Source organism: Cupriavidus sp. HE11, from assembly GCF_056097175.1.
The window spans coordinates 2,285,503-2,309,657 of record NZ_CP184465.1 but is presented as its reverse complement, the minus strand read 5'-3'; the positions used below and the strand labels follow the sequence as shown (position 1 = coordinate 2,309,657).

Here is a 24,155-nt window from a genome sequence, read left to right as displayed (position 1 = left end):
CCCGGGTCAGCTGCGGGCCTCTGCCTGCCCCGCCGCGGCGGCATCGGACGGCAGCAGCAGCACCACCATCGCGGTACAGGCGGCAATGCAGGCCATCGCCAGGAACAGCGAGGCAAAGCTGGACGCCTTGACCACCGGCCCCAGCAGCCAGACCGCCAGCGAGCTGATGCCGAAGGAAACGGCCAGCCGCATGCCGGCCACGCGCGATCTTACGCTGTCGTCGACGTATCGCACGATCATCGCGTCGGTGAACGGGATGCTGCCGAAGATGCACACCATGGCGCCCAGCAGCGCCACGAACAGCCACCATCCCTGCGCATGCGCGGCAAGCACCAGCCAGGGGATCTGCGCCAGCACCAGGCACAGGTACAGGCGCTTGAGCGGCACCGTGTCGATCAGCTTTCCGACAATCACCTGCGTGAACGACGCCAGCGTATAGATCACGGCCAGCAGCAGGCCGATCATGACCGGATCCTCGACCAGCCCATTGAACCGCTCGGTCAGGAACTGGGTGTTGCCATTGGTGGTGAAGTTGAACAGCAGGCTCCCGGTGACGGCGGCCGCCGTCATCACGACCAGCGCCCGGGCCAGCAGCCGGGGCGGCAAGACCACCTGCGGCGGCTTGCGGCTGCGCCCCGGCGCCGGGCCCTGGGGCGCGCAGAGCAACGCAAAGGCAATGCCGCAGACGATGGAGATGACACCGGGCACGGCGAATGCCGCGCGCCAGCCCCAAGCCTGGACAAGGAATCCCGTCAGCAGCGCGGCGCCGGCCACGCCAAGATTGCCCGCCAGGCCATTGAGCCCGATGGCCGAACCCGGCCGGCTCGCGCGCTGGACCAGCATCGGAATCCCCACCGGGTGATAGATCGACGCAAACAGGCCGATCAGGGCCAGCCCACCCGCCAGTTGCCAGGGGCCTTGCGACAGCGCGGTCAGCAATGCCGCGACACCAAGCCCGAAGAAGAACACCAGCATCATCTGGCGGCGGCCCCACATGTCGCCCAGGCGGCCCGAAGGCACCGAGCCAAGCCCGAACAGGAAAAATGCGCCCACGCCATAGGGCATCAGGTCTTCCCAGCGGGCGAATCCGAACTCCGATGCGATGGTGCCCACCGCCGTGGCGAAGATCAGCAGAAACAGGTGGTCCAGCGCGTGGCCGACATTGAGCAGCAAGACCACCCGCAGCGGGTGGTTATCCGTGGCAGGCCGTGCGGCCTGCGGAGCCTCGGTGGCTTTTTCAACCGGCGGCGTTGGCGAAAGCTCGGTGTTCATTGGGCGTCTCCCCCAGGTTCTTTATTGGTCTTCTGGACAGGGTAGTCTGCCCGATGCCGAACCCGTTGGCTGTCGCGATTCCTGCTCCGACACTCGCAAAAGGGACACGCTGCCCCAGCCGCCAGCCGCCGTCCGGTCAGGCGAGCGAGAAGGCCACGGCGGCATTGCCCACGCGGGCCACGAAATCGCCTCCCGCCGGCACATCCACGGGCACAGAAAGCGTGCCGGTGGTAACCACCGCGCCTGCGGGAATCGTCGCCCCCTCTGCAGCAAGCCTGTCCCACAGATGGCCCAGCGACAGGAACGGCTTCGTCCGGTCGTCACCACCCAGCGAACCGGCGATACGCTCGCCATCGCGCCAGATACCCGCATCGGCTTCGAACAGCGGATCGGCTGCGTGGTCGATCCGGTCGCCACGAATCAGCGCATGAAAGCCCACGTTGTCGGCGATAAAGCTCGGCTGGCCCACCGCCTTGCGATCCACGAACCGGCTGCACACGACCTCCACGGCCACGGCCGCGCATTCGATCATCGATGCCGCGTCGAACGTCTCGTTGGCCGGCGACGCCGCGCGTGCAAACGTGAATGACGCCTCCACCTCGAGCGTTGCCTGCCGGCCCGGCGGCAGCGTCACCACGGCGTTCGATTGAAATACGCGGGCCGGCGTCAGCGTGCCGATCGCAGGCGGATTGGGCAGTTCGCCGCGCAGCCCTCGCGGCGAGGCGCCGGCAAGCTTCCAGCCCACTGCGCCCTCGCCAAGTGTCGCGACAAAAGCCGCCTGGACGGCGTAACCCTGTGCCAGCGTGGCGGGGCGCTCGGCCTCCGCCAGCTCGATCAACGCCTCGCCGGCGCGGGATGCGGCGGTCAGCCGGCGTGCGGGAACATGGGGGTCGAAACTTGCTTCGCTCATCGTGATTCAGGCCTGCGTGATTGTGAAAATGACGGCACACTATGCCACACGGAAGGGCGCGGCCGTGCCGCACGTCATCCCTCAGCCATGGCTGCCCGGCGTTGCCAGCATGTCGCGCTTGATCTTCTTTGCCAGCGACCACTTGTGCACTTCGGTCGGGCCGTCGTAGATGCGGAAGGCCCGCAATTCGCGGAACGCCTGCTCGACGATGGTATCGCGCGATACGCCGTTGCCGCCCAGTATCTGCACGCATCGGTCCGCCACGCGAAACAGCGCCTCGGACACGGCCACCTTTGCCATCGAGCTTTCGGTGGTCGCCAGCGACCCGGCATCGAGCACGCCCGCGCACCAGTCGATCATCAGCGCCGCCTGTTGCAGGTCGATCAGGTTTTCGGCCAGCATGAACCCGACGCCCTCATGGTCGATCAGCAGCTTGCCAAACGCCTTGCGCGTCGTGGCATAGCCACGCGCAATCTCGTCGGCGCGCGCCACCGTCCCGAACCAGCGCATGCAATGCGAAAGCCGTGCCGGAGACAGTCGTACCTGCGCGTAGCGAAAGCCGTCGTTGACTTCGCCAAGCACCTGGTCCGCCGGCACCCGCAGATTGTCGATCAGCACCTGGGCGTGGCCGCCCGGCATCGAGCTGTCGATGGTATCCAGCACGCGCTCGGTACGGATCGCCGGGTGCGGCAGATCGACCAGGAACATGGTGGCCTGCGCGCGTTCGCCGCCATCGTCGCTACGCGCCATCACGATGCCCACGCGGGCGCCCTCGGCGCCCGTGATGAACTTCTTGCGCCCGTTGATGACCCATGCGTCGCCGTCACGCACGGCCCGGGTCTGCAGCATCGACGGGTCGGAGCCCGCACCGCCCTCCTCGGCCGGCTCCGTCATGAAAAATGCCGAACGCGCCTCGCCACGCACCAGGGGGTCCAGAAACCGTGCCTTCTGCGCAGGCGTGGCCACCTTGCCGAGCAGGAACATGTTGCCCTCGTCGGGCGCCATGGTGTTGACGGCAACCGGGCCGAGCGGCGACAACCCGGATCGCTTCAGCACCGCAGCCGTTTCCAGCTGGCTCAGATGCGAGCCATCCGCAAGAATATGCGGCGTCATCACACCTGAGCTCCGTGCCCTGGCACGCAGCTCCTCAACCAGTTCGGCGGTCGGCCCGTGGGCTTCGCAGCGCCGATCCTGCTCGTACGGCACCACCACGTCGCGCACGAAGCGTTCCACGCGATCCGCGATATCGCGGCTTCTTTCCGAGGGACAGGGAGTGAACATGTTCGTCTCCGCGCAGCGTCTAGCGCTGACCGAAATGCACGTTGCGGAACAGCTGCTCCAGCCCGCGCGGCTGCGAGCGCCAGTACTGCCTGGGCGCATCGACCTGCGCGCCAAGCTTGGCGGCCGCATGCCACGGCCAGCGCGGGTCGTACAGCATGGCGCGCGCGATCGAGATCATGTCGGCTTCGTTATTGGCGATGATCGCCTCGGCCTGCTCCGGCTCGGTGATCAGGCCCACAGCCAGCGTCGGCAGGCCCACTTCGGCCTTCACGCGCTGGGCATACGGCACCTGGTAGCCCGGTCCGAGCTTGATGGCCTGCTGCGGCGACACACCGCCGGTGCTCACGTGCACGGCCGCGCAGCCGCGCGCCTTCAGCGCCTGCGACAACGCAATCGTGCCCTCGATATCCCAGCCGTTCGGCACCCAGTCGGTGGCCGATACACGCATCCAGACCGGACGCTCGGCCGGAAAGGCCTCGCGCACGGCATCGAACACCTCCAGCGGAAACCGCATGCGGTTCTCGAGGCTGCCGCCGTACTCGTCGGTGCGATGGTTGGCAATGGGCGACAGGAACTGGTGCAGCAGGTAGCCGTGCGCGCCGTGCACCTCGATGCCGTCGACGCCGATGCGCGCCGCACGCCGGGCTGCTGCCACGAAATCATCGCGGATCTTCTGCATGCCAGCGCGATCGAGCGCCGTGGGCGCCACCTCGTCGGCTGCATGGGGTACGGCCGATGGCGCAACGGTCTGCCAGCCGGCCGGCGCATCCGGGCGGATCTGCGCGCCACCTTCCCACGGGGACTGGCTCGACGCCTTGCGGCCCGCGTGGCCCAGCTGCACCGCCACGGCAATCGGCGAATACCGGCGCACCGCATCGAGCACGCGGCCCAGTGCGGCTTCGTTGGCATCGCTGTAGAGGCCAAGATCGGCCGGCGAGATGCGGCCTTCCGGCGACACCGCCGTGGCCTCGACAATCATCAGCCCCGCGCCGGACAGCGCCAGGCTGCCCAGGTGGATCATGTGCCAGTCAGTGGCCGAGCCCTCTTCGGCCGAGTACTGGCACATGGGCGCAATGGCGATGCGATTGGAGAGTGCGAGATTGCCGATCTGGTACGGATCGAAGAGATGAGACATGGGGAGATTCCTTGGAGTCCTGGGGCTCCCTGCGCGGGAGCGGGCAACGTCCCGGGCGATTGTAGTCGCCGCCCGCAAACCTTACTGACCCTGCCCCCGTCATGGAATATCCCCTTGGCTCCGCCCCGGGCTCACGATGCCTCGACGATGTCGTCAAGCTTCCACTGCCTGTCGAACCACGGCTGCAGCGGGCCGTAGAGCCGGAAGATGGTGAACCAGCTCTTGCCCGGAATCGTCTGGATCCAGTTGGCCTGCTTGCCGGCCGGCGGTTGCGGGCCGAAGTAGAGGTCGGCCGAGCCATCGGCATTCTTCACCAGCGATTTCTCGCTCGACAGGCTCGGGAACTGCTGGTCAGTCTGCAGCATCGACCGCGTCTGGGTGTCATACACCACCACCGACCAGAAATCCTTGACCGGCACGTTGGCCGGCACATGCAGCCGGTAGGTCTTGCCGCCATCCAGCGGGTTGCCTGCGGCGTCGAGGTTCGACGCCGCGTACTGCGAGCCGATGCCCGGCATTGCCACCGCCATGGCCGGGGTATCGATCGTGGCGGCGTAGAAGAACAGCGTGCGCGCATCGAAATTACGCGCGCCGTTGTCGAGCCATTCGTAGCTGCCACCAATGAACGGCGTGGTCCAGCGCCGGTCCGGGAAAATCAGTGTACGCGGGTCGCGATTGCGAAAGTCGATGGCGCGGGCCGTTGCGTTGCCCACCGCCACACTGTCGGTCAGGATCTGCTTCATCCGCGCATCGGGCGCGAACGGCTTGCCCTTCTGCATGCCGATGGCCGTGAAGATGCCGGTCATGTCGGGCCCGTATGCCCCGGCCGGCTCCTCCTGGATGATCTGGTTGACCTCTTCGTAGAATTTGAAGTTGTTGGCGTGGACGGTGTTCATCACCTTGCCCGACAGGTTGATGAACGTCGTCTCCGGTGGCCTTGCCGCGTCAGCCAGCCGGTAGACCCTGAGCCCGGCCTTCAGGCTTGCCACGCCGGGTCGCGGGTCGCCATGCTGCATGAATGCGCGACCGAAAAGCAGGTTGCCGTAGGTGGAACTCTGGACGATGAAGTAGCCGCTGGACGGCAACTGGCCCGTGTAGCCAGGCGGCACGAACAGGTATTTGCCGCCCTTGCCCTTGTCCGGCCCGGCGTTGCCCATGTCCGTGACGTAGCGGAACCAGAAATCGTCGACCACGCCGAGGATGTTGGGCGGCGTCTCCACTACCACCGGGCCATCCTTGAGGTCCATCCAGTTCCAGAAGTAGATGGTCTCGCTGTTCGGCGTCAGGTAGATCGACTTCGAATCCATCAGCTGCTCGTACACGCCCACCGTGCTGCCAACCGCGCCCGCGCTGCGCAAGCCCGTGCGGATCGCCACCATCGAGGCGCCGGGCACGCCGTTCAGGAACGCCTCCACGCCGCGTGCGAAATCGATATTGTCAAAGACCTTCCGGGCCGTCGCGGCCGTGGGCACCCCATCGAAGAACTCTAGCCTGCCAATGCGGGTATCGACCGATGCCGGCGTGGTGATCTCCGGCGGGATCGGCGTGGTCATCTTGTAGGAAGACGATGCCTGGGACGCGCAGCCGGCAAGCCCGGCGGCAAGCAGCGTCAGGCTAGCCAGCCTGGCGGCAACGGAATTCGACATGGAAACGGCTCCTTGCGGGTTCGGATACGCGCCGAACATAGCGCAGCCGCCTCAAGGCGTCGATTCAAAGTCTTCGCAGCCGATCTAAAAGATTTCGACGCGAAAAACGCGCTCAGAACTTCGGAATTCGCAGCGTCTTGCTGATCATCAGCGAGCCGCTCAGCACGAACAGCAGCGACATCGGGTGGAACGTGCCTGGGCCAAGCTCAAGCGCGCCGGCCGGCAGGGCATCGCCAATCAGGCCGTGCGAAGCGCACCAGGCCAGGATGCCGGTGAGCACCACGCTGGTGGGAATGGGCGTGCCCTCGAAGTACTTCACCTTGCCCTGGGCCGATCCCTCGGCCAGCGTTTCGGCCGTGACATTGAAGCGCGCCAGGCGGCTGACGCCGCAGCAGACAAAGTAGATCAGCGCGGCCAGGTCCCAGCCGCCGCGCATGCCGGCCGCAAAGGCCAGCGTGGCAGGACCGACGCCGAACGAGATGATGTCCGACAGCGAATCGAGTTCGCGGCCCAGCGCCGAATGGGCGTGGCGCCAGCGTGCGATGCGTCCGTCCAGCACATCGAAGATGAACGCGGCCGGCGCCAGCGCCGCCGCGATATAGAAATGCCTGAGCGACGGGTCGGCGACGAAATACATCGCGTAGAACACCGAGCCCATGCCGCACGCCGCGTTCGCCAGCGTGAAGAAATCCGCCAGCTGCAGGTCGCGCAGCATCGAGAAATGCCGGGGGCGCTGCTGAGGGGTGGACATGCGGCAGGCTCCTTCAGTAACCGGTCAAAGCACGGTATTGACGTGATGCACGGCCGGCGGCGCGGCAAAGCAGTCGCTGACCAGGTTGCGCCATTCCTGGAATTCGTCCGACTCACGGAAGTGGACCATATGGTCTTCCACGGTCTCCCAGGCCACCACCAGGGCGTACTGAGACGGCTGTTCGATCGAGCGCTGCAGGTTCAGGCCGTGGCAGCCCTTCGACCGCAGGAACAGCGGCTTGGCCTTGGCCACGTTGGCTTCGAACTGGGCTTCCATGCCGGGCTTGATCGTGATCTGTGCAATTTCGTGAATCATGATGGGTCTCTAGGGCGGTTGATATCGGTGGCTGTCTGACAGCCCCGCGTGGCAAGGGCGGCCGCACGGCAGGCGCGCGGCATCGCGTTCTACCTTAGCAGATTTGCGCCGCCCGGCTTACTTGACCGTGTGGCGCGCCAGGCTTTGCACCAGATAGACCACCACCAGCGCATTGGCCGCCGCCAGCCCGATATGGATCCAGGTCGGATGCCGTACGGCCTCGTACAACTCCACCGGAATGTAGATCCCGCCCGACCAGACGCCAAGCCAGTTGCCCCAGGCACGCCCGTGCCAGAGCCCGTAGGCCTCCGCAAAGCGCATCAGCGCGTACACGGCCGCCGACCCGCCGATGGCCCACAGGCGGCCGTCGCTGGGGTTGGACAGCAGGGCCAGGAACACCTTGGGATAGTGGCTGGCCGGATTCAGGTGGAAGCGGCCGACAATGGCTTCGGCCAGGGCCTGGGCGTCGGCGTGCAGCAAGGCCACCAGGCCCAGCCCGGCCAGGATCACCAGCGCCCCCTTGGCGGCTTCGAACAGGGCGATGCTCTTGAGACCCACTGCTTGGCTGACGTGCGCCATGGCGAAATCGTTGAAGTCGGCGAAGTCGCCATTGTGCAACATCAGCGTGCGTGTCGCTCCACCATCGGCCCGTTGGCGTCGATACCGCCGCCCGCTTCAAGCGGCCCGTTAACCGTGAGCGGACCATCGACGTAGAGATCGCCGTGCACCACCATCGATCCCTGCACGGTCAGCGGTCCATGGAAGACCTTGAGCAGCGAGCGCTCCGGCGGGGGCGGATAGCCGCCGCCCGGTGACGCGAACCATGCCGCAGTCAGCGGCCCGTTGGCGTAGACATGACCGTCCACGCTCAGGGTGCCGTTCACCGTGGCCGGCCCTTTCACCCGGGCGGAGCCGCCCACGGCGATGGAACCGGTGACGGACTGCGCGGCACCGGCCAGAGGCAGCAAGGTGCCGAGCATGATGGCCGCCCCGACTATCCGGCTAAGGATGCGCATATCGGCCCTCCCCAAAACAAAACTGGCGCGATGTATCCAGTGTAGTGACCCGGATACATCGCGCCAGCCATGTTTGTGACCGATTGTGTTTACCCCGCTCCCATTTCATGGGAGCGGGGTACCCATATCGACGGCGATCAGTTCTGCGCCACCGCCTCCGGCAACGGACCCCAGCCGCCGCCCAGGCTGCGCACCAGCGACACCGTCGCCGCCGCGCGCAGGCCGGCCACGGCGTTGGCATCGCGCTGCGACTGCAGCACCGTACGGTCCGCGTCGATCACGGTCAGGTAGTCCACCGCGCCGGCGTCGTAGCGGCTGCGCGAAATGCGCTGGGCCCGCCTGGCGCCAGCCAGCGCGCCATCGAGTGCCGTGGCCTGCTGGCTGAGCCAGCGCACATCGGCCAGGCTGTCCTCTACCTCGCGGAAGGCCACCAGCACGGTCTGCTGGTAACGCGCCACGCTTTCCTCGTGGGCGGCGCGGGCGCCGGCCAGGTTCGAGCTGTTGCGGCCGCCATCGAAGATGGTCTGCGCCACCGTCGTGCCGACAAGCGGCCCGAGCATCCACGTGCGCGACGACCACTTGAACAGGTTCGACAGGTCCGACGATTCGAAGCCGAACAGCGCCGTCAGCGAGATACGCGGGAAAAACGCTGCGCGGGCGATGCCGATCCGCGAGTTGGCGGCCGCCATCTGGCGTTCCGCCGCCGCGATATCGGGCCGGCGCTCCAGCAGTTCCGACGGCAGCCCCGCCGGCACCGCCACCGGCGCCGTATCAAACGGTCGGGCGGCCAGCCCGAACTGCGACGGCGCCACGCCAGTCAGCACCGCCAGCGCGTGCTCCTGGTTGGCGCGGCGGCGTTCGATGCCCGCCAGGTCGGCACGCGCCGTACCCAGTTCCGATTCGGCACGGGCCGGGTCCAGGTCGGTGGTCTCGCCCGCTTCGTAGCGCTTGCGCAGCAGCGACAGCGAATCCTCGCGCAACTTGATCGTCGCGTTCAGCAGTTCGCGGTCGCTGTCCAGCGTACGCAGTGCAAAGTAGGCCTGTGCCGTATCGGCCTGCAGCGCAAGCTGCACCGAGCGGTACAGGTCCTCGGCGCCCTTCTCTTCGGCACGGGCCGCATTCACGCTGCTCGCCACGCGGCCGAACAGGTCCAGCTCGTAGTTCGCAAACAGGCGTGCCTTGTACACGGTCTGCGGCGCCACGCGCGTGCCGTCGGGCAGGCCCTGCGATGCGGCCGACGACTGCGTGCGCGTGGGATCGAAGCCCGCGCTCAACTGCGGATACATGTCCGCCTCGGTGGCGCCAGTGAATGCCCGCGCCTGCTTCAGGCGGGCCGCCGCAGCGGCCAGGTCCTGGTTGTGCGCGTTGGCGGCGTCGATCAGGCGGTCAAGCTCGGCATCGCCGAACACCTTCCACCAGTCGCCGCGCTGCTGGCCTTCGGCCGGCGCAGCGGTCTTCCATTGCGCGCCCTCCGTGGCCGCGGCGTCGGCTTCCTTGAACGTGGCGGCGGTGGGCGTCTCGGGCACCTTGTAGGTCGGTGCCAGCGAGCAGCCCGCCAGCACCAGCGCGGCAGCCAGGGCGCCAAGTCGGGGCAGGTACTGCTTCATCACGATGTTGTTCATGTCTTTCACCATCACTCTGCGGACGGCACGGCGTGCGAAGCCGACACATCCGTCGCAACCGCTTCACGACGCTGCTTGCGCGTCGCCAGCAGACGCAGTGCCACGTAGAACACCGGCGTCAGGAACAGGCCGAAGAACGTCACGCCCAGCATCCCCGCGAACACGGCCACGCCCATGGCATGGCGCATTTCCGCGCCGGCGCCGGTCGAGATCACCAGCGGGACCACACCCATGATGAACGCGAACGACGTCATCAGGATCGGGCGCAGACGCAGGCGGCTGGCCTCGATCGCGGCCTGCACCACCGTACGGCCCTGGTGCTCCAGTTCGCGGGCGAACTCCACGATCAGGATCGCGTTCTTCGCGGACAGCCCCACCAGCACGATGAAACCGATCTGCGTGAAGATGTTGTTGTCGCCACGCGTCAGCCAGACACCGGTCATGGCGGCCAGCAGGCTCATCGGCACGATCAGGATCACCGCCAGCGGCAGCGTCAGGCTTTCGTACTGGGCAGCCAGCACCAGGAACACCAGCAGCACGCACAGCGGGAAGATCCACACACCCGCGTTACCAGCCAGGATGTCCTGGTAGGTCAGCTCGGTCCATTCGAAGCCGATGCCCTTGGGCAGCGTTTCGGCAGCAATGCGTTCGGCAGCAGCCTGGGCCTGGCCCGACGAGAAGCCCGGGGCCGGACCACCGTTCATGTCGGCGCCGGTGAAGCCGTTGTAGCGCGTCACGCTATCCGGGCCGAAGCCCTGCTTGACCTTCACCAGCGACGACAGCGGCACCATTTCGCCAGAGCTGCTGCGCGCCTTCAGCTGCAGGATGTCCTCGGCATGCTGGCGGAACTGCGCATCGGCCTGCACCTTGACCTGGTACGTACGACCGAACTTGTTGAAGTCGTTCACGTACGACGAGCCAAGATAGGTCTGCAGCGTCTCGAACACGTCGGTCACGGGCACGCCCAGCTGCTTGGCCTTGGTACGGTCAAGCTGCACGTCCAGCTGCGGCACGTTCACCTGGTAGTTGCTGAAGATGCCAGCCAGCTCGGGCGTGGCGCGGGCCTTGGTCATGAACGCATTGGTGGCGCTGAACAGTTCGTCGTAACCCAGCGCGGCACGGTCCTCGATCATCATCTTGAACCCGCCGATCGTTCCCAGGCCCTGTACCGGCGGCGGCGGGAACACGGCGATGAACGCATCCTGGATCGACCCGTACTGCTTGTTCAGGTCGGCGGCAATCGCATTGCCCGACAGCTCCTTGCTCTTGCGCTTGTCGAACGGATCCAGCGTGACGAACACGATGCCGGCGCTCGGGCTGTTGGTAAAGCCGTTGATCGACAGGCCCGGGAAGGCCACGGCCGATTCCACGCCCGGATGCTTGAGCGCGATGTCCGACATACGGCGGATCACGTCCTCGGTACGGTCCAGCGTGGCGCCGTCAGGCAGCTTGGCAAAGCTCACCAGGTACTGCTTGTCCTGGGCCGGCACAAAGCCCTTCGGCACCATCTGGAACACGCCCCACGTTGCCACCAGCATCACGGCATAGACGCCGAACACCGAGCCCTTGCGCCGGATCACACCCTTCACGCCACGGCCATAGCTGTCCGAGCTGCGGCCGAAGAAGCGGTTGAAGCGGGCGAAGAAGCCGCCGAAGACACGGTCCATGCCGCGCGTCAGCCAGTCCTTGGGCGCGTCGTGGCCCTTGAGCAGCAGCGCGGACAGGGCCGGCGACAGCGTCAGCGAGTTGAACGCCGAGATGATCGTCGAGATCGAGATCGTCAGTGCGAACTGCTTGTAGAACTGGCCGGTCAGGCCCGTCATGAACGCCAGCGGCACGAACACGGCGATCAGCGTCAGCGCGATGGCGATGATCGGGCCGGACACTTCGCGCATGGCCTTGTACGTGGCTTCCTTCGGGGACAACCCTTCCTCGATGTTCCGCTCGACGTTTTCCACGACCACGATCGCATCGTCCACCACGATACCGATCGCCAGCACCAGGCCGAACAGGCTCAGCGCATTGATCGAGAAGCCGAACGCATGCATCAGGCCGAACGTACCGACGATCGACACCGGCACGGCCAGCAGCGGGATGATCGAAGCGCGCCACGTCTGCAGGAACAGGATCACCACCAGCACCACCAGCGCGATGGCCTCGAACAGCGTGTGGACCACGGCCTCGATCGAGTGGCGCACGAACTGCGTGGGGTCATAGACGATGCTGTAGTCCACGCCTTCCGGCATGTTGGCCTTCAGCTCGGCCATGGTCTTGCGCACATCGTTCGAGATCTGGATCGCGTTGGAGCCCGGCGACTGGAAGATCGGCAGCGCCACGGCGGACTTGTTGTCCAGCAGCGAGCGCAGCGCGTATTCCGATGCGCCCAGTTCGATGCGCGCAATGTCCTTCAGGTACGTCACCACGCCATCGGGCGAAGTCTTGACGATGATGTCGCCAAACTCCTCCACGGTCTGCAGACGGCCCTGCGCATTCACCGACAGCTGCAGGTCGGTGCCCGGCAGCGAGGGCGACTGGCCGATCACGCCGGCCGCCACCTGCACGTTCTGCTCGCGGATGGCCCGCACCACGTCGGACGCGGCCAGGCCGCGCTCGGCGATCTTCTCCGGGTTCACCCAGACACGCATCGAGTAGTCGCCCGAGCCGAACATCTGCACCTGGCCCACGCCCTGGATCCGCGCCAGGCGGTCCTTCACGTTGATCAGCGCGTAGTTGCGCAGGTACGTCATGTCGTAACGGTTGTTCGGCGACACCAGGTGGACCACCATGGTCAGGTCAGGCGAGCTCTTGACCGTGGTGATGCCCAGCCGGCGCACGTCCTCCGGCAGCCGCGGCTCGGCCTGCGAGACACGGTTCTGCACCAGCTGCTGGGCCTTGTCCGGGTCGGTGCCCAGCTTGAAGGTCACCGTCAGCGTCAGGTTGCCGTCGCTGTTGGCCTGCGAGTTCATGTAGAGCATGTCCTCGACGCCGTTGATCTGTTCTTCCAGCGGCGTGGCCACGGTCTCGGCAATCACCTTCGGGTTGGCGCCCGGGAACTGCGCGCGCACCACCACCGACGGCGGTACCACTTCCGGGTACTCCGAGATCGGTAACTTGAACATCGAGATGGCGCCGATCAGGAAGATCAGCACCGACAGCACGCCCGCGAAAATCGGGCGATCGATAAAGAATTTCGAGAGATTCATCTTGGTCTCGGCGAAAGCAGTCCCCCTGGCCGTCCGCTCGTGGAGCGGACGCCATCTACAACTTCAGGGGGGAAATTTCAGTTCGGTGTGCTTGGGGCGGGGGCGCTCAGCTCACCTTGGCCTTGTCGGCCTTGCCCTCTTCCGCGGCCTGCTTGCGGTCGGGGGTGTTGCCGCGCGGCTCAAGCTCGCTGCGATAGGCCATGGCGACGGCCTTCGGTGCCACGGTGTCGCCGGGGCGCACGCGCATCAGGCCGTTCACGACGATGTTCTCGCCCGGTTGCAGCCCCTTGCGGATCACGCGCAGCCCTTCGTACGTCGGCCCAGGCTCGACTTCGCGATACTCGAGCTTGTTGGCCTTGTCGACCACGAGCACGAACTTCTTGCCCTGGTCGGTACCGATGGCACGGTCGTTGACCAGCACGGCGGGGTGCGGCGAGCCGCCACCCAGCTTGACCTTGGCGTAGAGACCCGGCAGCAGGCGGCCGTCCTCGTTGTCGAACACGGCACGCACGCGGATGGTGCCGCTGCGCGTATCCAGCCGGTTGTCGATCGAGTGGATCTTGCCCTTGTGCGGGTTGCCGTCCTCGTTGGCCAGGCCCAGGAACACCGGCAGGTCGTTCTTGCCGCCGCTGGCGCCCGGCGCCGTGTAGCGCAGGTAGCTCTGCTCGTCGACATCGAAGCTGGCGTACACCGGCGAGACCGACACCACCGAAGTCAGCGGCGGCGAAGCGGCGCCCGCGGCCACCAGGTTGCCCACGGTGATTTCCGCACGCGACACCTTGCCCGAGACCGGTGCAACGATACGCGTGTAGCTCAGGTTCAGCTTCGCCACTTCCAGCGCCGCCTGCGCGCCGCGCACATCCGCCGACATCTCGCTGGCGGCGTTGATGCGCTCGTCGAACTCGCGGCGCGAGATCGCGTTGTCGTCCAGCAGGCGCTGTGCACGGGCCTTCTCGGTCTGTGCATGCGAGGCACGTACCTGCGCCGCGGCCAGCGCCGCTTCGGCGCGTGCCACTTCGGCGGCGTACGGGCGCGGATCGATCGTGAACAGCGGATCGCCCTTCTTCACGATCGAGCCCTCGCGGAAATGCACCGTTTCGATGGTGCCGGAAACGCGCGGACGGATTTCCACGCGGTCCACGGCCTCGATGCGGCCCGAAAATTCATCCCATTCGGTGATGGTCTGGCCCACCGCCGCAGAGACTTCCACTGCCGGCGCCGGGGGCGGCGTATTGGCCTGCGCTTCCCCGCCGTGCCAGGGTCGCAGTACCGAGGTTGCCACGCCCGCCCCAAGGATTGCCACGATGGCAAAGGCGATCAGCGTGCGTCGAGACTTGTGATTCATCTTTCTTCACTCCGTGTTTTCGTCGGGTTTCTTCAACTGGAAAAGCAAAAATTCAGGCCGAACGCTGCCCGCCAGCCCAGGGGGCCGGAAAAACGGGAACAACAAGGGGTCCTCCGTCCCGGATCGGACAGAAGCAAGCCACTACAGGGGTGCCAGCCTCAAAGGGCGCTGGCGGGAGAATCCGGCACCGTTACAGCATTCGCGGTGCCGGCCGGCGTTCGGACCGGATTACGAGGCGTCGTCGGCCTTGGCGAAACTTTCGCGCAGGAACCGCGCACCTTCTTTGACCCATGCCTGACACATCTCATGGGACTGTTCCACCCCGTCGCCACAGGCGCCGGGCATGATCAGGGCCCTGGCCGGAATGCCGGCCTTGGACAATTTCGCGGCGAAGGCTTCGCCTTCCGCGCGCAGGGCGTCTTTTTCCGCCACCTGCACCAGCGTCGGCGGCAGTCCCGCCAGCCGCGATGCCAGCGCCGGCGCCGCATATGGGTGCACGCTGGCGGCCGGGGTCGGCAGGTAATCGCGATAGTTGCACGCGAGCTTGCGCAGCATCTCCATTGGCACCTGCCCGGCGGACGACGCGTGCTGCAGGCACGGATCGGTCACGGGCCGGATCAGCCACTGCCCAGCCGGCTGCGGCAGGCCGCGGTCACGCAGCATCTGCGCCGTGGCGATCGCCAGGTTGCCACCAGCTTCCTCGCCCACCAGCGCAAAGCGCAGCTTGTCGACCTTGAGCTTGCGGGCCTGCTTGAGCACCCACGACACCGTGTTGACGGCATCCTCGGGCGCTGCCGGGAAGGGATTCTGGGGCGCCAGCGAATAATCGGGCGTCACCACCACGGCCGGGACCGACTCCGCCAGATCCCGCACCAGTTCCTTCGCGGCTTCCACCCCACCGTCGACAAAACCACCGGCATGCAGGTAGAGCATCCATGGCAACAATGGCGCACCGGCGCTCACGGGCCAATAACCTGCGGGGTAACACACGCAGACGTTCATTTCACGCTCGCCGCTGGCTACCACGTGCTGGATCACGATGGCCTCGCCCTGTTCTGCGGCCGGTTGCACGGCGGAACTACGGGGAGTCGTGGTCTTGGTCATGGCTGGCACGGCTGGCAAAGGCCGCCGATACTGTATTGCGATGCAGCGAATTATGGTGATTGACAACGATGGGATAAAGCGAGCTATTGCCAATGCACTGTTTCTGCGTTGGAATAATCATCGAAGTGAACCCACATGGCTTGAAATGGATACCTGAAATGTGATTCACTCCGGTCCTTCGGCATCTGCGCACTTGGGGAAACAGCGCAAACGCCGGCGCCCCAACCCTCCACCCGTCCCCGCTCCGGCCGCCACTGGCGGACCGCCGGCAGCAAATCCAGGCCGCGCACTTGACATGCAGCGGACCCGATCCCGCCAGACATCCTTCGGAACGTAGCCCAGGTCTTACTCCTTTCGAAAGCAACATCATGGATCGTCTTGTCTCAATGCAGGCCTTCACTCGGGTGGTGGATGTCGGCAGCTTTGCGCGCGCGGCGGAGTCGCTGGACCTGCCCAAGGCCACGCTCACCCGCCTGATACAAAATCTGGAAACCCACCTTGGCGTCAAGCTGCTGCACCGGACCACGCGTCGTATCAGCGTGACCACCGACGGCGCTGCCTACTACGAACGCTGCGTACGCATCCTGGCGGATGTGGAGGAAGCGGAACAGTCGCTGACGCGCCACAACAACTCGCCGCGCGGCACACTGGCCGTGGATACCACCAGCGGTCTGGCGCAGCTTGTATTGATGCCTCAACTTCACGACTTCTTCAATGCCTACCCCGAACTGAAGCTGGAACTGACCATCAACGGCAAGCCCATCGACCTGCTCAAGGAAGGCGTGGATGTGGTGCTGCGCGTGGGTGCGCTCGACGAGGCCATGGTCGCGCGGCGCATTGGTCAGGTGAAGCTGGCGTTCTATGCGTCGCCGATCTACCTGCGGCGTTTTGGCACACCGCACGACCTGACCGAGCTGGCGCAGCACAAGGCCATCAACTTCCTGTCGAACCGCACCGGGCGCGAAACGCCGTGGACGCTTAGCCGTGGCAGCGAGAGCACCGAAGTACTGCTGCCATCGGTCATCTCGACCAACGATGCCGACGTGTACCTGGGTTGCGCGGTCGAAGGCCATGGCATTGCACGCATCTCGCGTGCCATGGCCGAGCCGTATATCCACAGCGGCCGGCTCGTGGAGGTCATGGCCGACTGGAAGACCGACGAACTGCCGATTTCCGCGATGTATCCGCAGAACCGGCATTTGTCGGCCAAGGTGCGCGTGTTCGTGAACTGGGCCGCCGAGATCTTCTCGCGGCATCCGCACTTCGGCGCGGCGCCGCAGCAGCTGGCGGCCTGACGGGCTGCTGGCCTGCTGAAGGCCTGCTGAAGGCCTGATCGCCCGCCGATGTCCTGCCCCTCTCCCGTTCGCGGGAGAGGGTCCTTCCTGCAAGACTCCCCCTGCCTCAGTTCTTCCCGATCTCCTGCAGCATCCGCGTCATCAGGTACAGGCGCGGCACGATGGAATCCAGTTCCACATACTCGTCGCGCGCGTGGTAGCCGAAGCCCGACAGGCCGAAGCTCTCCAGCACCACCGCCTTGCCCGAACGCCCGGCAAAACCCGCGTCGGTGCCGCCGCCCGTGCCCGGGATCAGGATCAGCGACCGGCCGTCCATCTCCGCGTAGATCTGCTGGGCCCGCGCCGCCAGTTCCTTCGAGCGCGTGTCGGCCACATAGGCCGGGCGGCCTTCTTCCATTGCGATGGTGGTCCTGGTATCGGGGATCAGATGGCCCGCGTCGACCTTGTGCTGCAGGGCCGTCTGCAGCTTCTGCGCAGCGCCGCTGGCGGTCACGCGCACGTCGCCCACGGCGCTGGCCGACTCGGGGATCTGGTTCAGCGGGCCGGTGGTCTTCGCCTGCGTCCAGTTCATCTGCGCGCCCGGCACGGTCTTGGCAAGGTCACGCGTCTCCTGCATCTGGTAGGCCAGTTCCAGCAGCGCGTTGCGGCCCAGTTCGGGTGCCGCGCCAGCGTGGGAAGACCGGCCCGTGACCTGCATCGTCGCCGTGGCGGTACCGGCGGCAGCCAGCAGCAGCGATTCGGACTTCGCCACGGCCTTGGCCACGTTGGGTTCGCACGACAGCACCACGTCATGCTGCGCGGCCAGCGTGGCAATGGTCTCGCCCGATCCCAGCGAGCCGATTTCCTCGTCCGGATTGAGCAGCACCGTGATCTGCGCGTAGTCCTTCCAGCCCTGCGCCTTGAGGATTTCAAGCGAATGCAGGATCACCGCCAGCCCGCCCTTGTCGTCGGCAATGCCGGGCCCATAGAGCCGGTTGCCATCCTCGCGGATCGGCTGCGAGGCCAGGATGCCGGCCGGATACACGGTGTCCATATGGCCGATCAGCATGATCCGGCGCTTGCCCGTGCCGGTCAGCGTGGCCTTGACCATCGGCGCGGCGCTGGTGGTCATCGACAGCCGCTCCACCTTCGCGCCCATGGCCTGCAGCCGTTGCGACGTGTAGTCGGCCATGCGCGTCAGCCCCTGCATATTGGCGCTGCCGGATTCGATCGTCACCATGTCCTTGAGCGATTGCACCACGGCGGGTTGCGCGCCGCGCGCTGCGTCGAGCAGTGCCTGGTCGGGGCCGGCGGCCTGCGCGGCGGCGCAGGCCATTGCGGCGGCCAGGGCAATCGCGGTGGCGCCGGCCGTGGCACGGGCAAGGCGGCGAAGGGAAAGCGGCATGCGTGTCTCCTGTTCTCTGTTCTCGTTGGGAGCTCCAATGTAGCGCTTGCGCTATCTGGACGGGAGGATCAATATCGCCATTCCCGATGCCAATCCCGCCACGCCACCCCATGCCCCCGCCAGCCGCGCCCCTTCACGTCAAGCTGCTCTGGTTGCCCGACGCCATGCCCGGCACGCTGTTCGGCGCGCTCGACGTACTGCGCACGGCGGCCGGCGTGGCGCAATTGCAGCAGCCGGGTGCGCCGGCGGGCCTGACCTGGGAGATCATCGGCGCCAACGGACGCGCCCTGCCCGACCCGCTGCCAGGCCTTTCCACGTCGCGCCGGGGCGCGCCGCGCCAGGCGCAGACCCTGATCGTGGTGCCGGGACTGATGGCTGCCAGCGCGCCCCACCTGGGCGAACTGGCCGCCGCCGATAGCGCCACGCAGCGCCTGCTGGCGCGCCATGCGGATGCCGGCGGCTGGGTGGCGTCGATCTACACCGGCATGGCGTTCCCGCTGATGCTGGGGCTGCTTGATGGCGCGCGTTGCGGCGCGCCGTGGATGTTCCAGAGCTGGTTCGCGCAACGCTTTCCGGCGTGCGACCTGTCATCGGACGAACCCATGGGGCTGCACGGGCGCGTGTTCCATTGCGTGGCACCTGCCCTGCAGACCGAATTCATGTTGCGCGTGCTGGGCCACCTGCATGACCCCGACCTGGCCCAGACGGTGGCCCGCCTGCTGCTCTACCAGCCCGAACGGCAGCAGTGGGTGCCGGAGCTTGTATCGCAGCGGTGGCTCGGCAAGACCGCCGATAGCCCGGTGTATCGCGCCATCGGCTGGCTGCAGGCGCATGTGGGCGAGCCATACCGGCTGGCCGCCGTGGCGCGGGCCGCCGCGGTCAGCGAACGGACGCTGCTGCGCCATTTCCGCCAGGTGACGGGGCGCACGCCATTGGATTACCTGCACCGGCTGCGCGTGGAGCGCGCCCGCATGCTGCTGGAGGTGACGCTGCACGGCACGCAGGCGATTGCCGAGGCCTGCGGCTACAGCGACGCCGCCGCGTTCCGGCGCCTGTTCCAGCGCACCATGCAGATGTCGATGTCGGAATACCGCTCGCGCTTTGCGTTGCGCACGCGGCGCCGCTACTGGCGTGTGGAAGACCAGGCGGCGCGCGTCGACGCCGGCACCGTCGACTAGGTGTCAGCGGTTCAAGGCGGTCAACTGCTCAGGGCGATATGGTTGATGACTTCCTCCACGCCTTGCACGTACCAGGCATCGCGCTCCACCTGCTTGCGCGCACCGTCGCTGGACGCGTAGCCGTCCAGCGTCACCACCCGGCCTTCGGTCCGCACGCGAATGCGCGCGGCATCCACGAACGGGTCGGTTTCCAGCACGAGCTGCAGCGCTTCGCTCAGTTCCTCGTCGCTGTCGGCCTCGGCCGGCGCCACCACGATATCGTTGATCACGTTGCGACAGCCGCGCGACCACCACGCCAGCACCCCGGCCAGCCGCATATGCGACAGGCTGATCACCTGGCCGCTGAGCATCACCGCGCCGTCGTGGACGGCCACCTCGATCCAGCCGCTGCGCTCGCCCACGGCTTCGCGCACGGGCTCCAGCTGTCCTTTCACCTTCGCGCAGATCTTGCAGTTACGAAAGTCGATCGCATTGAGCAGCCGTTCGCAAACGGCGGCGCGCACATCGCCATCGCCCACCATCGGGCCGGCATGGGCGATGCGCAGATGATCGATCACTGTGGAAACCCCATCCAGACGGCGCAACCGGGCCGTGGCGCGCGTCTTGTCCATGACGTCGGCCACTTCGCCCTCCAGGATCAGGGCCCCGTCGGAAAGTCGCAGGTGAATGGTGGGATGGATCTGGTGGCCCTGATATGGCACATGCGCCAACGCGGCTCGCGCCTGCGTCAGCACCGCTTCGCTACTCAGCATGATGTGTGTCTCCCCATTTGACGTGGAGATGGGTGGGAAGCGCGCCCCTGCCTGCAAGCACGCGTGGCGCGGTGCGGTCGTTTTGCCCACGTGGTGCCGCGCCACACAGGCATTATAGGAAGCACCCCCGGCAAAGTCTCCGTGCTTCGGGCCACGCCCCGCGCTGCTGTTTCAAACGTCTGTTGCCCGCCCGGCAGTGCGGGCCGCAGGTGCGTGCAAGGCCCTGCCAATAGGCTGCAAAGTCAGAAGCGGCGCGGGTTTCGGGCAGTCGGGACGCATTCAGCGGCATTGAAGTCACTCGCCGTGCTCGTCAAGTGTTGCTGAACATCGTAAAAGCGGATGCCAGGTGATGCAGCCATCGCTACGCCCGACCCGCTGCCCCCGCTGGACCCGGCTCGGCCAGGCACATCGGTCTCGCCACGCGCTGCCTGGCAACGGCAGCGCCACCGGCAACGACTGAGGCCGGGGGGTCCGCCAACCAGACCGGCGCCGGGACGTCACAGACCATCAGCGTCTATGGCCGCGTGCCGCAGCAGAACACGCCACAGAATGGTACGTACACCGATACGGTGACGGCGACGGTCACGTATTGACGGCCAGCACCGCCGCGCGGACCATGGGCGGCAAAACCACGCCCCCGGGAGGCGCCCATGTGCGTCAACTACGCCCCAGTCCAGAAACGCATCCTGCGAGAGATCTTCGGTGTCGAGCCACCGCCGGGGCTGTATCCCGAGGAGACCTGGCCCGACTATGCCGCGCCCATCGTGCGGCAGAAGACCGGTGCAGAGGCGTGGGAAAGCGTGCTGGCGTCGTTCAGCATGGTGCCAAAGGCAACCATCCCGCCCGGCACGCGCTACTACCCCACGGCCAATGCGCGCGTGGAGACCATCGGCAAGCTGTCGTCGTTTGCGCGGTTCTGGAAGTCCTGCCAGCTGGCCCTGGTCCCGGCGACGGCGTTCTACGAGCCGAACCATGAAAGCGGCAAGGCGGTACGGTGGAGGATCGGGCTGCCAGGTGGCGAGCCGTTTGCCATTGCAGGGCTGTGGCGGGCCTGGCCCGGGGGGGACGTGTCGTTCACGATGCCGACGGTCAATGCCGACCATCATCCGCTGTTGCAGCGGTTTCACAAGCCCGGGGACGAGAAGCGCGGTGTGGTGATCCTGCCGCGTGAAGACTGGGACGAATGGCTGAAATGCCGCGATCCCGAGATAGCCAGGACGCTGCTGCGCCTGCTGCCTGCCGAAAAACTGGTGGCGGAGCCCGCCCCGTTGCCGCCGCGCGGGACGACAAAGGGGCCTCCGCCACCTTCCGAGTAGCCGGTCCGGCTGCGCTCAGAACGCGGCGCGGGCCTGGATGTAGACCATGCGCGGCGCCCCAACAAGGCGGCCGGCGTTGCTGTCGGTCGTACGCGTGTAGTAGCGCTTGTCGAACAGGTTGTTGATGCCCACGGTGATGTCGGTGTTCTTGCGCTGCGGCAGCTTGAACATCGCCTGGATGTTCCACGTACGGAAGCCCGGGATCAGGCCGTTGCTGCCGTCCGCGCTCTCGGCCACCGTGTTCGCCAGATCGGCGTACTGCTTGCTCTGGTGCGTGGTAGAGACGTTGAACGTCCAGCTGCGCCAGTCGTAGCGGGCACCGATCGTATCGGTCGTGCGCGAGTAGAACGGCACGTCCAGCCCGGCCGTGGTGCCCGATTTCTGGATGGCGCGCGTGTATGTGTAGTTGGCGTACAGGTTCAGGCCGCCCAGCAGGCTGGCGCGATCGAACGTGTAGTCGATGGCCGCTTCCACGCCGTCGTGGTCGGTGGCGCCGATGTTCTGGAACGTGGCCGGGAACAGGCCCGGCACCTGCAGGATCTGGTTGTCGAACTTGATCTTGAACGCGGTCAGCTCACCCTTGATGTGGCTGTCGGTCCAGCGCGTGCCCACTTCGAACGTCTTCGCCACTTCCGGCTGCAGCGGATTGTTCGGCGTCTGCGAATTGAGCTGCGTGTTCTGCACCGGCCCGAACGACGTGCTGTAGTCGGCAAAGACCGTCCACGCGCTGTTCACCAGGTATGACACGTTGATCGACGGCAGCGCCTTGTTGTTCATGCTGTCCCACTGCGTCGCGGTGTTGCGCTGCTGGCGCGTGGTATCGATATGCTCGAAGCGCACGCCCGGGACGATGCGCCAATTGCCGTAGGCGATGCGGTCGTCGATGTAGACGGCGTGGGCATCGGTGGCATTGTCGAACGTGGTGGTCGGGCCGTTCACGCCGGTCTGGCGGTTCGTGCTGAACTGGTTGTCGTCACCGCGCTCGCGGATGTAGCGGTAGCCGACCGTCACGTCATGCGTGGTCGGGCCCACGCCAAAGCGCTGCGTGTAGCGCGGCTCGATGCCGAACGTGGTGTAGTTGCGCGGCTGGTGCGCGATCACGGTGGCGCTCTGCTGCAGCGTGCTCTGGCGGTAGCTCTCGTTGAAGAACGTGCGGATCTCGAATTCCTGGTTCGCGGAAATCGTGTTCACGTAGCCCAGGTCGAAACCGTAGCGGTTGCCACTCCAGTAGTCGTCGGGGCGCGTGTTCTGGAACGGATCGGCGTTGTACTGCGCCACGCTCAGGCCGCCCGGCGTCTTCGACTTGACGTCGTAGTACGACACCTTGCCGTAGACCTGCGACGTCGGTGTGATGTCGTACGCGAATTTCACAGCCAGGTCGTTCACGTTGTCGTCGCTGCCCTGGCGCCATTCGCGGCCGGTCATGCCCGAGTACAGCAGCGCGATGCCCAGGCCGCTGTCCAGCGTGGTGCCCACGAACGCGTTGTACTGGGTGTTGCTGCCGCCGCCTTCGGTGTAGATGTTCTCGCGCACCGAGGCTTCGCCGCTGAACACGCCCGGAATCGGCTTGGTGTTGAAGTTGATAATGCCGCCCACGTTCTGCGGGCCGTAGCGCACGGCGCCGCCGCTGCGCACCACGTCGATCGACTCGATGTTGCCCAGGCTGACCGGCGCAAACGACAGTTGCGGCTGGCCGTATGGCGCCACGGCCATCGGAATGCCGTCGAGCAGCACCGTGGAGCGCGGCGTGTAGCGGCCTGTCAGGCCCCGCACGCCGATATTGAGCGACACGGCGCTGCCGGCCGTGCCGGAGTTGTCGGTCGCCTGCACGCCCGGGATGCGGCGCATGACGTCGCCAATGCTCTGCGCCCCGCTCTGCTCGATCTGCTGCTCGCTGACCACCGTGCGTGCGCCGGCGAACGTCTTCACGCTGTTCTGAAGCCCCGTGCCGAGCCAGTTTCCGGAAACCTGAACCGTTTCAAGCATCTTTTCCGTCTCTCCGCCCTGCACCGGTCCTGCCGCGACCTGGGCTGCCGCCCATTGCGGCGCCAGGCACAGCATCGAAACGGCCAGCGCAGTGGCGCACGGGGCAAGATGGGGCGCGGCAAATGGCAGTCCGCGACGGCTCGAAATCATGGTCTTTCCTTGTATCAAGAAACTGACAAAGGCCACGAATGTAATTGATAACGGTTCTCGTTTGTAGTTCGACTACCAAAAGAAACGCTTAATGTATGTCGGCTGGGACAATGTGTTGCCCATACACGACATTTTGTCGAAAACCGACGGAAGTTGAGCGCTCAAGGGACTGGCTCGAAACATCGATTTTTCAGTGCCGCACCCCGCAATTGGGTGATTCCTCCGCCCCACCGATAGAGGGTGTGCGCCTTACCGGCCCGCACCCATACTGACCGGCCACCGGCCAGAAGAGCCGGACCAACCTGGGTCAGAACATGATTGCAGTCTCTTTTGTCGGATACGCGCTGGCGTTTCTGGCGGTGATCATCATTGCCGCCCGCTGGATCTACCGGAATCACCCCGCCCTGCGGGACACCGATCCGCTACCGCCGGCGCACCGCGAAGACGGCGCCAATGCGCCGCGTGGCGGTCCGCCGCTCGACTGATTCGCACAC

21 protein-coding genes are annotated in these 24,155 nt (G+C 66.1%); 5 read left to right on the top strand and 16 right to left on the bottom strand.

Going from position 1 to position 24,155, the window contains the following annotated elements; all coding sequences use genetic code 11:
• Positions 1-6: 6 nt before the first annotated feature.
• The 13 genes from ACOABP_RS27710 to ACOABP_RS27650 form a co-directional block, all read right to left on the bottom strand.
• Entirely contained in the window at positions 7-1,272 is a 1,266-nt protein-coding gene (locus tag ACOABP_RS27710) for an MFS transporter (protein WP_474228987.1), read from the bottom strand.
• Between the two features lie 136 nt (positions 1,273-1,408).
• Entirely contained in the window at positions 1,409-2,182 is a 774-nt protein-coding gene (locus tag ACOABP_RS27705; protein WP_474228985.1) for a fumarylacetoacetate hydrolase family protein, read from the bottom strand.
• A gap of 81 nt (positions 2,183-2,263) precedes the next feature.
• A complete protein-coding gene (locus ACOABP_RS27700) occupies positions 2,264-3,463 on the bottom strand; it encodes an acyl-CoA dehydrogenase family protein (protein WP_474228983.1) in 1,200 nt (399 codons plus the stop codon).
• Between the two features lie 19 nt (positions 3,464-3,482).
• A complete protein-coding gene (locus ACOABP_RS27695; RefSeq protein ID WP_474228981.1) occupies positions 3,483-4,598 on the bottom strand; it encodes an NADH:flavin oxidoreductase/NADH oxidase in 1,116 nt (371 codons plus the stop codon).
• Between the two features lie 131 nt (positions 4,599-4,729).
• Entirely contained in the window at positions 4,730-6,244 is a 1,515-nt protein-coding gene (locus ACOABP_RS27690; RefSeq protein WP_474228979.1) for a DUF1214 domain-containing protein, read from the bottom strand.
• A gap of 112 nt (positions 6,245-6,356) precedes the next feature.
• Positions 6,357-6,995, bottom strand: coding sequence for a CDP-alcohol phosphatidyltransferase family protein (locus ACOABP_RS27685; RefSeq protein WP_474228978.1), 639 nt, complete (start codon positions 6,993-6,995; stop codon positions 6,357-6,359).
• A gap of 24 nt (positions 6,996-7,019) precedes the next feature.
• On the bottom strand, positions 7,020-7,310 hold the full coding sequence (locus ACOABP_RS27680; protein WP_101682234.1) for an antibiotic biosynthesis monooxygenase family protein: 291 nt from the start codon (positions 7,308-7,310) through the stop codon (positions 7,020-7,022).
• 117 nt (positions 7,311-7,427) lie between these two features.
• Entirely contained in the window at positions 7,428-7,889 is a 462-nt protein-coding gene (locus ACOABP_RS27675) for a DUF2127 domain-containing protein (RefSeq protein ID WP_474230580.1), read from the bottom strand.
• A gap of 41 nt (positions 7,890-7,930) precedes the next feature.
• Complete coding sequence (locus ACOABP_RS27670; protein WP_474228977.1) at positions 7,931-8,326, bottom strand: hypothetical protein; 396 nt, start codon at positions 8,324-8,326, stop codon at positions 7,931-7,933.
• Between the two features lie 137 nt (positions 8,327-8,463).
• Positions 8,464-9,948, bottom strand: coding sequence for an efflux transporter outer membrane subunit (locus ACOABP_RS27665; protein ID WP_474228975.1), 1,485 nt, complete (start codon positions 9,946-9,948; stop codon positions 8,464-8,466).
• An 11-nt stretch (positions 9,949-9,959) separates the two neighbouring features.
• On the bottom strand, positions 9,960-13,151 hold the full coding sequence (locus ACOABP_RS27660; protein ID WP_474228973.1) for an efflux RND transporter permease subunit: 3,192 nt from the start codon (positions 13,149-13,151) through the stop codon (positions 9,960-9,962).
• A gap of 106 nt (positions 13,152-13,257) precedes the next feature.
• Positions 13,258-14,496, bottom strand: a complete 1,239-nt coding sequence (locus ACOABP_RS27655; RefSeq protein WP_474228971.1) for an efflux RND transporter periplasmic adaptor subunit — start codon at positions 14,494-14,496, stop codon at positions 13,258-13,260.
• Between the two features lie 228 nt (positions 14,497-14,724).
• A complete protein-coding gene (locus ACOABP_RS27650; RefSeq protein ID WP_474228969.1) occupies positions 14,725-15,600 on the bottom strand; it encodes an alpha/beta hydrolase in 876 nt (291 codons plus the stop codon).
• Between the two features lie 368 nt (positions 15,601-15,968).
• Here ACOABP_RS27650 and ACOABP_RS27645 point away from each other — a divergent pair, with 368 nt between their 5' ends.
• A complete protein-coding gene (locus ACOABP_RS27645; protein ID WP_474228967.1) occupies positions 15,969-16,895 on the top strand; it encodes a LysR family transcriptional regulator in 927 nt (308 codons plus the stop codon).
• Between the two features lie 106 nt (positions 16,896-17,001).
• Here the strand turns inward: ACOABP_RS27645 and ACOABP_RS27640 are convergent, their stop codons facing one another.
• A complete protein-coding gene (locus tag ACOABP_RS27640; RefSeq protein ID WP_474228965.1) occupies positions 17,002-18,279 on the bottom strand; it encodes a M20/M25/M40 family metallo-hydrolase in 1,278 nt (425 codons plus the stop codon).
• Between the two features lie 110 nt (positions 18,280-18,389).
• Between ACOABP_RS27640 and ACOABP_RS27635 the strand changes: the two genes are divergently transcribed.
• Entirely contained in the window at positions 18,390-19,457 is a 1,068-nt protein-coding gene (locus ACOABP_RS27635) for a GlxA family transcriptional regulator (RefSeq protein ID WP_474228963.1), read from the top strand.
• 20 nt (positions 19,458-19,477) lie between these two features.
• On the opposite strand, the gene ACOABP_RS27630 is transcribed toward ACOABP_RS27635, so the two are convergent.
• Positions 19,478-20,209 carry a BON domain-containing protein gene (locus ACOABP_RS27630; RefSeq protein WP_474228961.1) on the bottom strand — a complete coding sequence of 244 codons (732 nt, stop codon included), beginning with the start codon at positions 20,207-20,209 and terminating at the stop codon, positions 19,478-19,480.
• Between the two features lie 407 nt (positions 20,210-20,616).
• Here ACOABP_RS27630 and ACOABP_RS27625 point away from each other — a divergent pair, with 407 nt between their 5' ends.
• Together ACOABP_RS27625 and ACOABP_RS27620 are read left to right on the top strand one after the other, a co-directional pair.
• Positions 20,617-20,802 (top strand): spore coat protein U domain-containing protein, encoded by a 186-nt coding sequence (locus ACOABP_RS27625; RefSeq protein ID WP_474230579.1) that lies wholly within the window; start codon positions 20,617-20,619, stop codon positions 20,800-20,802.
• Between the two features lie 57 nt (positions 20,803-20,859).
• Positions 20,860-21,525: an SOS response-associated peptidase gene (locus ACOABP_RS27620; RefSeq protein ID WP_474228959.1), complete on the top strand. Its 666-nt coding sequence runs from the start codon at positions 20,860-20,862 to the stop codon at positions 21,523-21,525.
• 15 nt (positions 21,526-21,540) lie between these two features.
• On the opposite strand, the gene ACOABP_RS27615 is transcribed toward ACOABP_RS27620, so the two are convergent.
• Positions 21,541-23,661, bottom strand: a complete 2,121-nt coding sequence (locus ACOABP_RS27615; protein WP_474228957.1) for a TonB-dependent receptor family protein — start codon at positions 23,659-23,661, stop codon at positions 21,541-21,543.
• 314 nt (positions 23,662-23,975) lie between these two features.
• On the opposite strand from ACOABP_RS27615, the gene ACOABP_RS27610 reads away from it, so the two are divergent.
• Positions 23,976-24,146 (top strand): hypothetical protein, encoded by a 171-nt coding sequence (locus ACOABP_RS27610; RefSeq protein ID WP_474228956.1) that lies wholly within the window; start codon positions 23,976-23,978, stop codon positions 24,144-24,146.
• Positions 24,147-24,155: the final 9 nt, after the last annotated feature.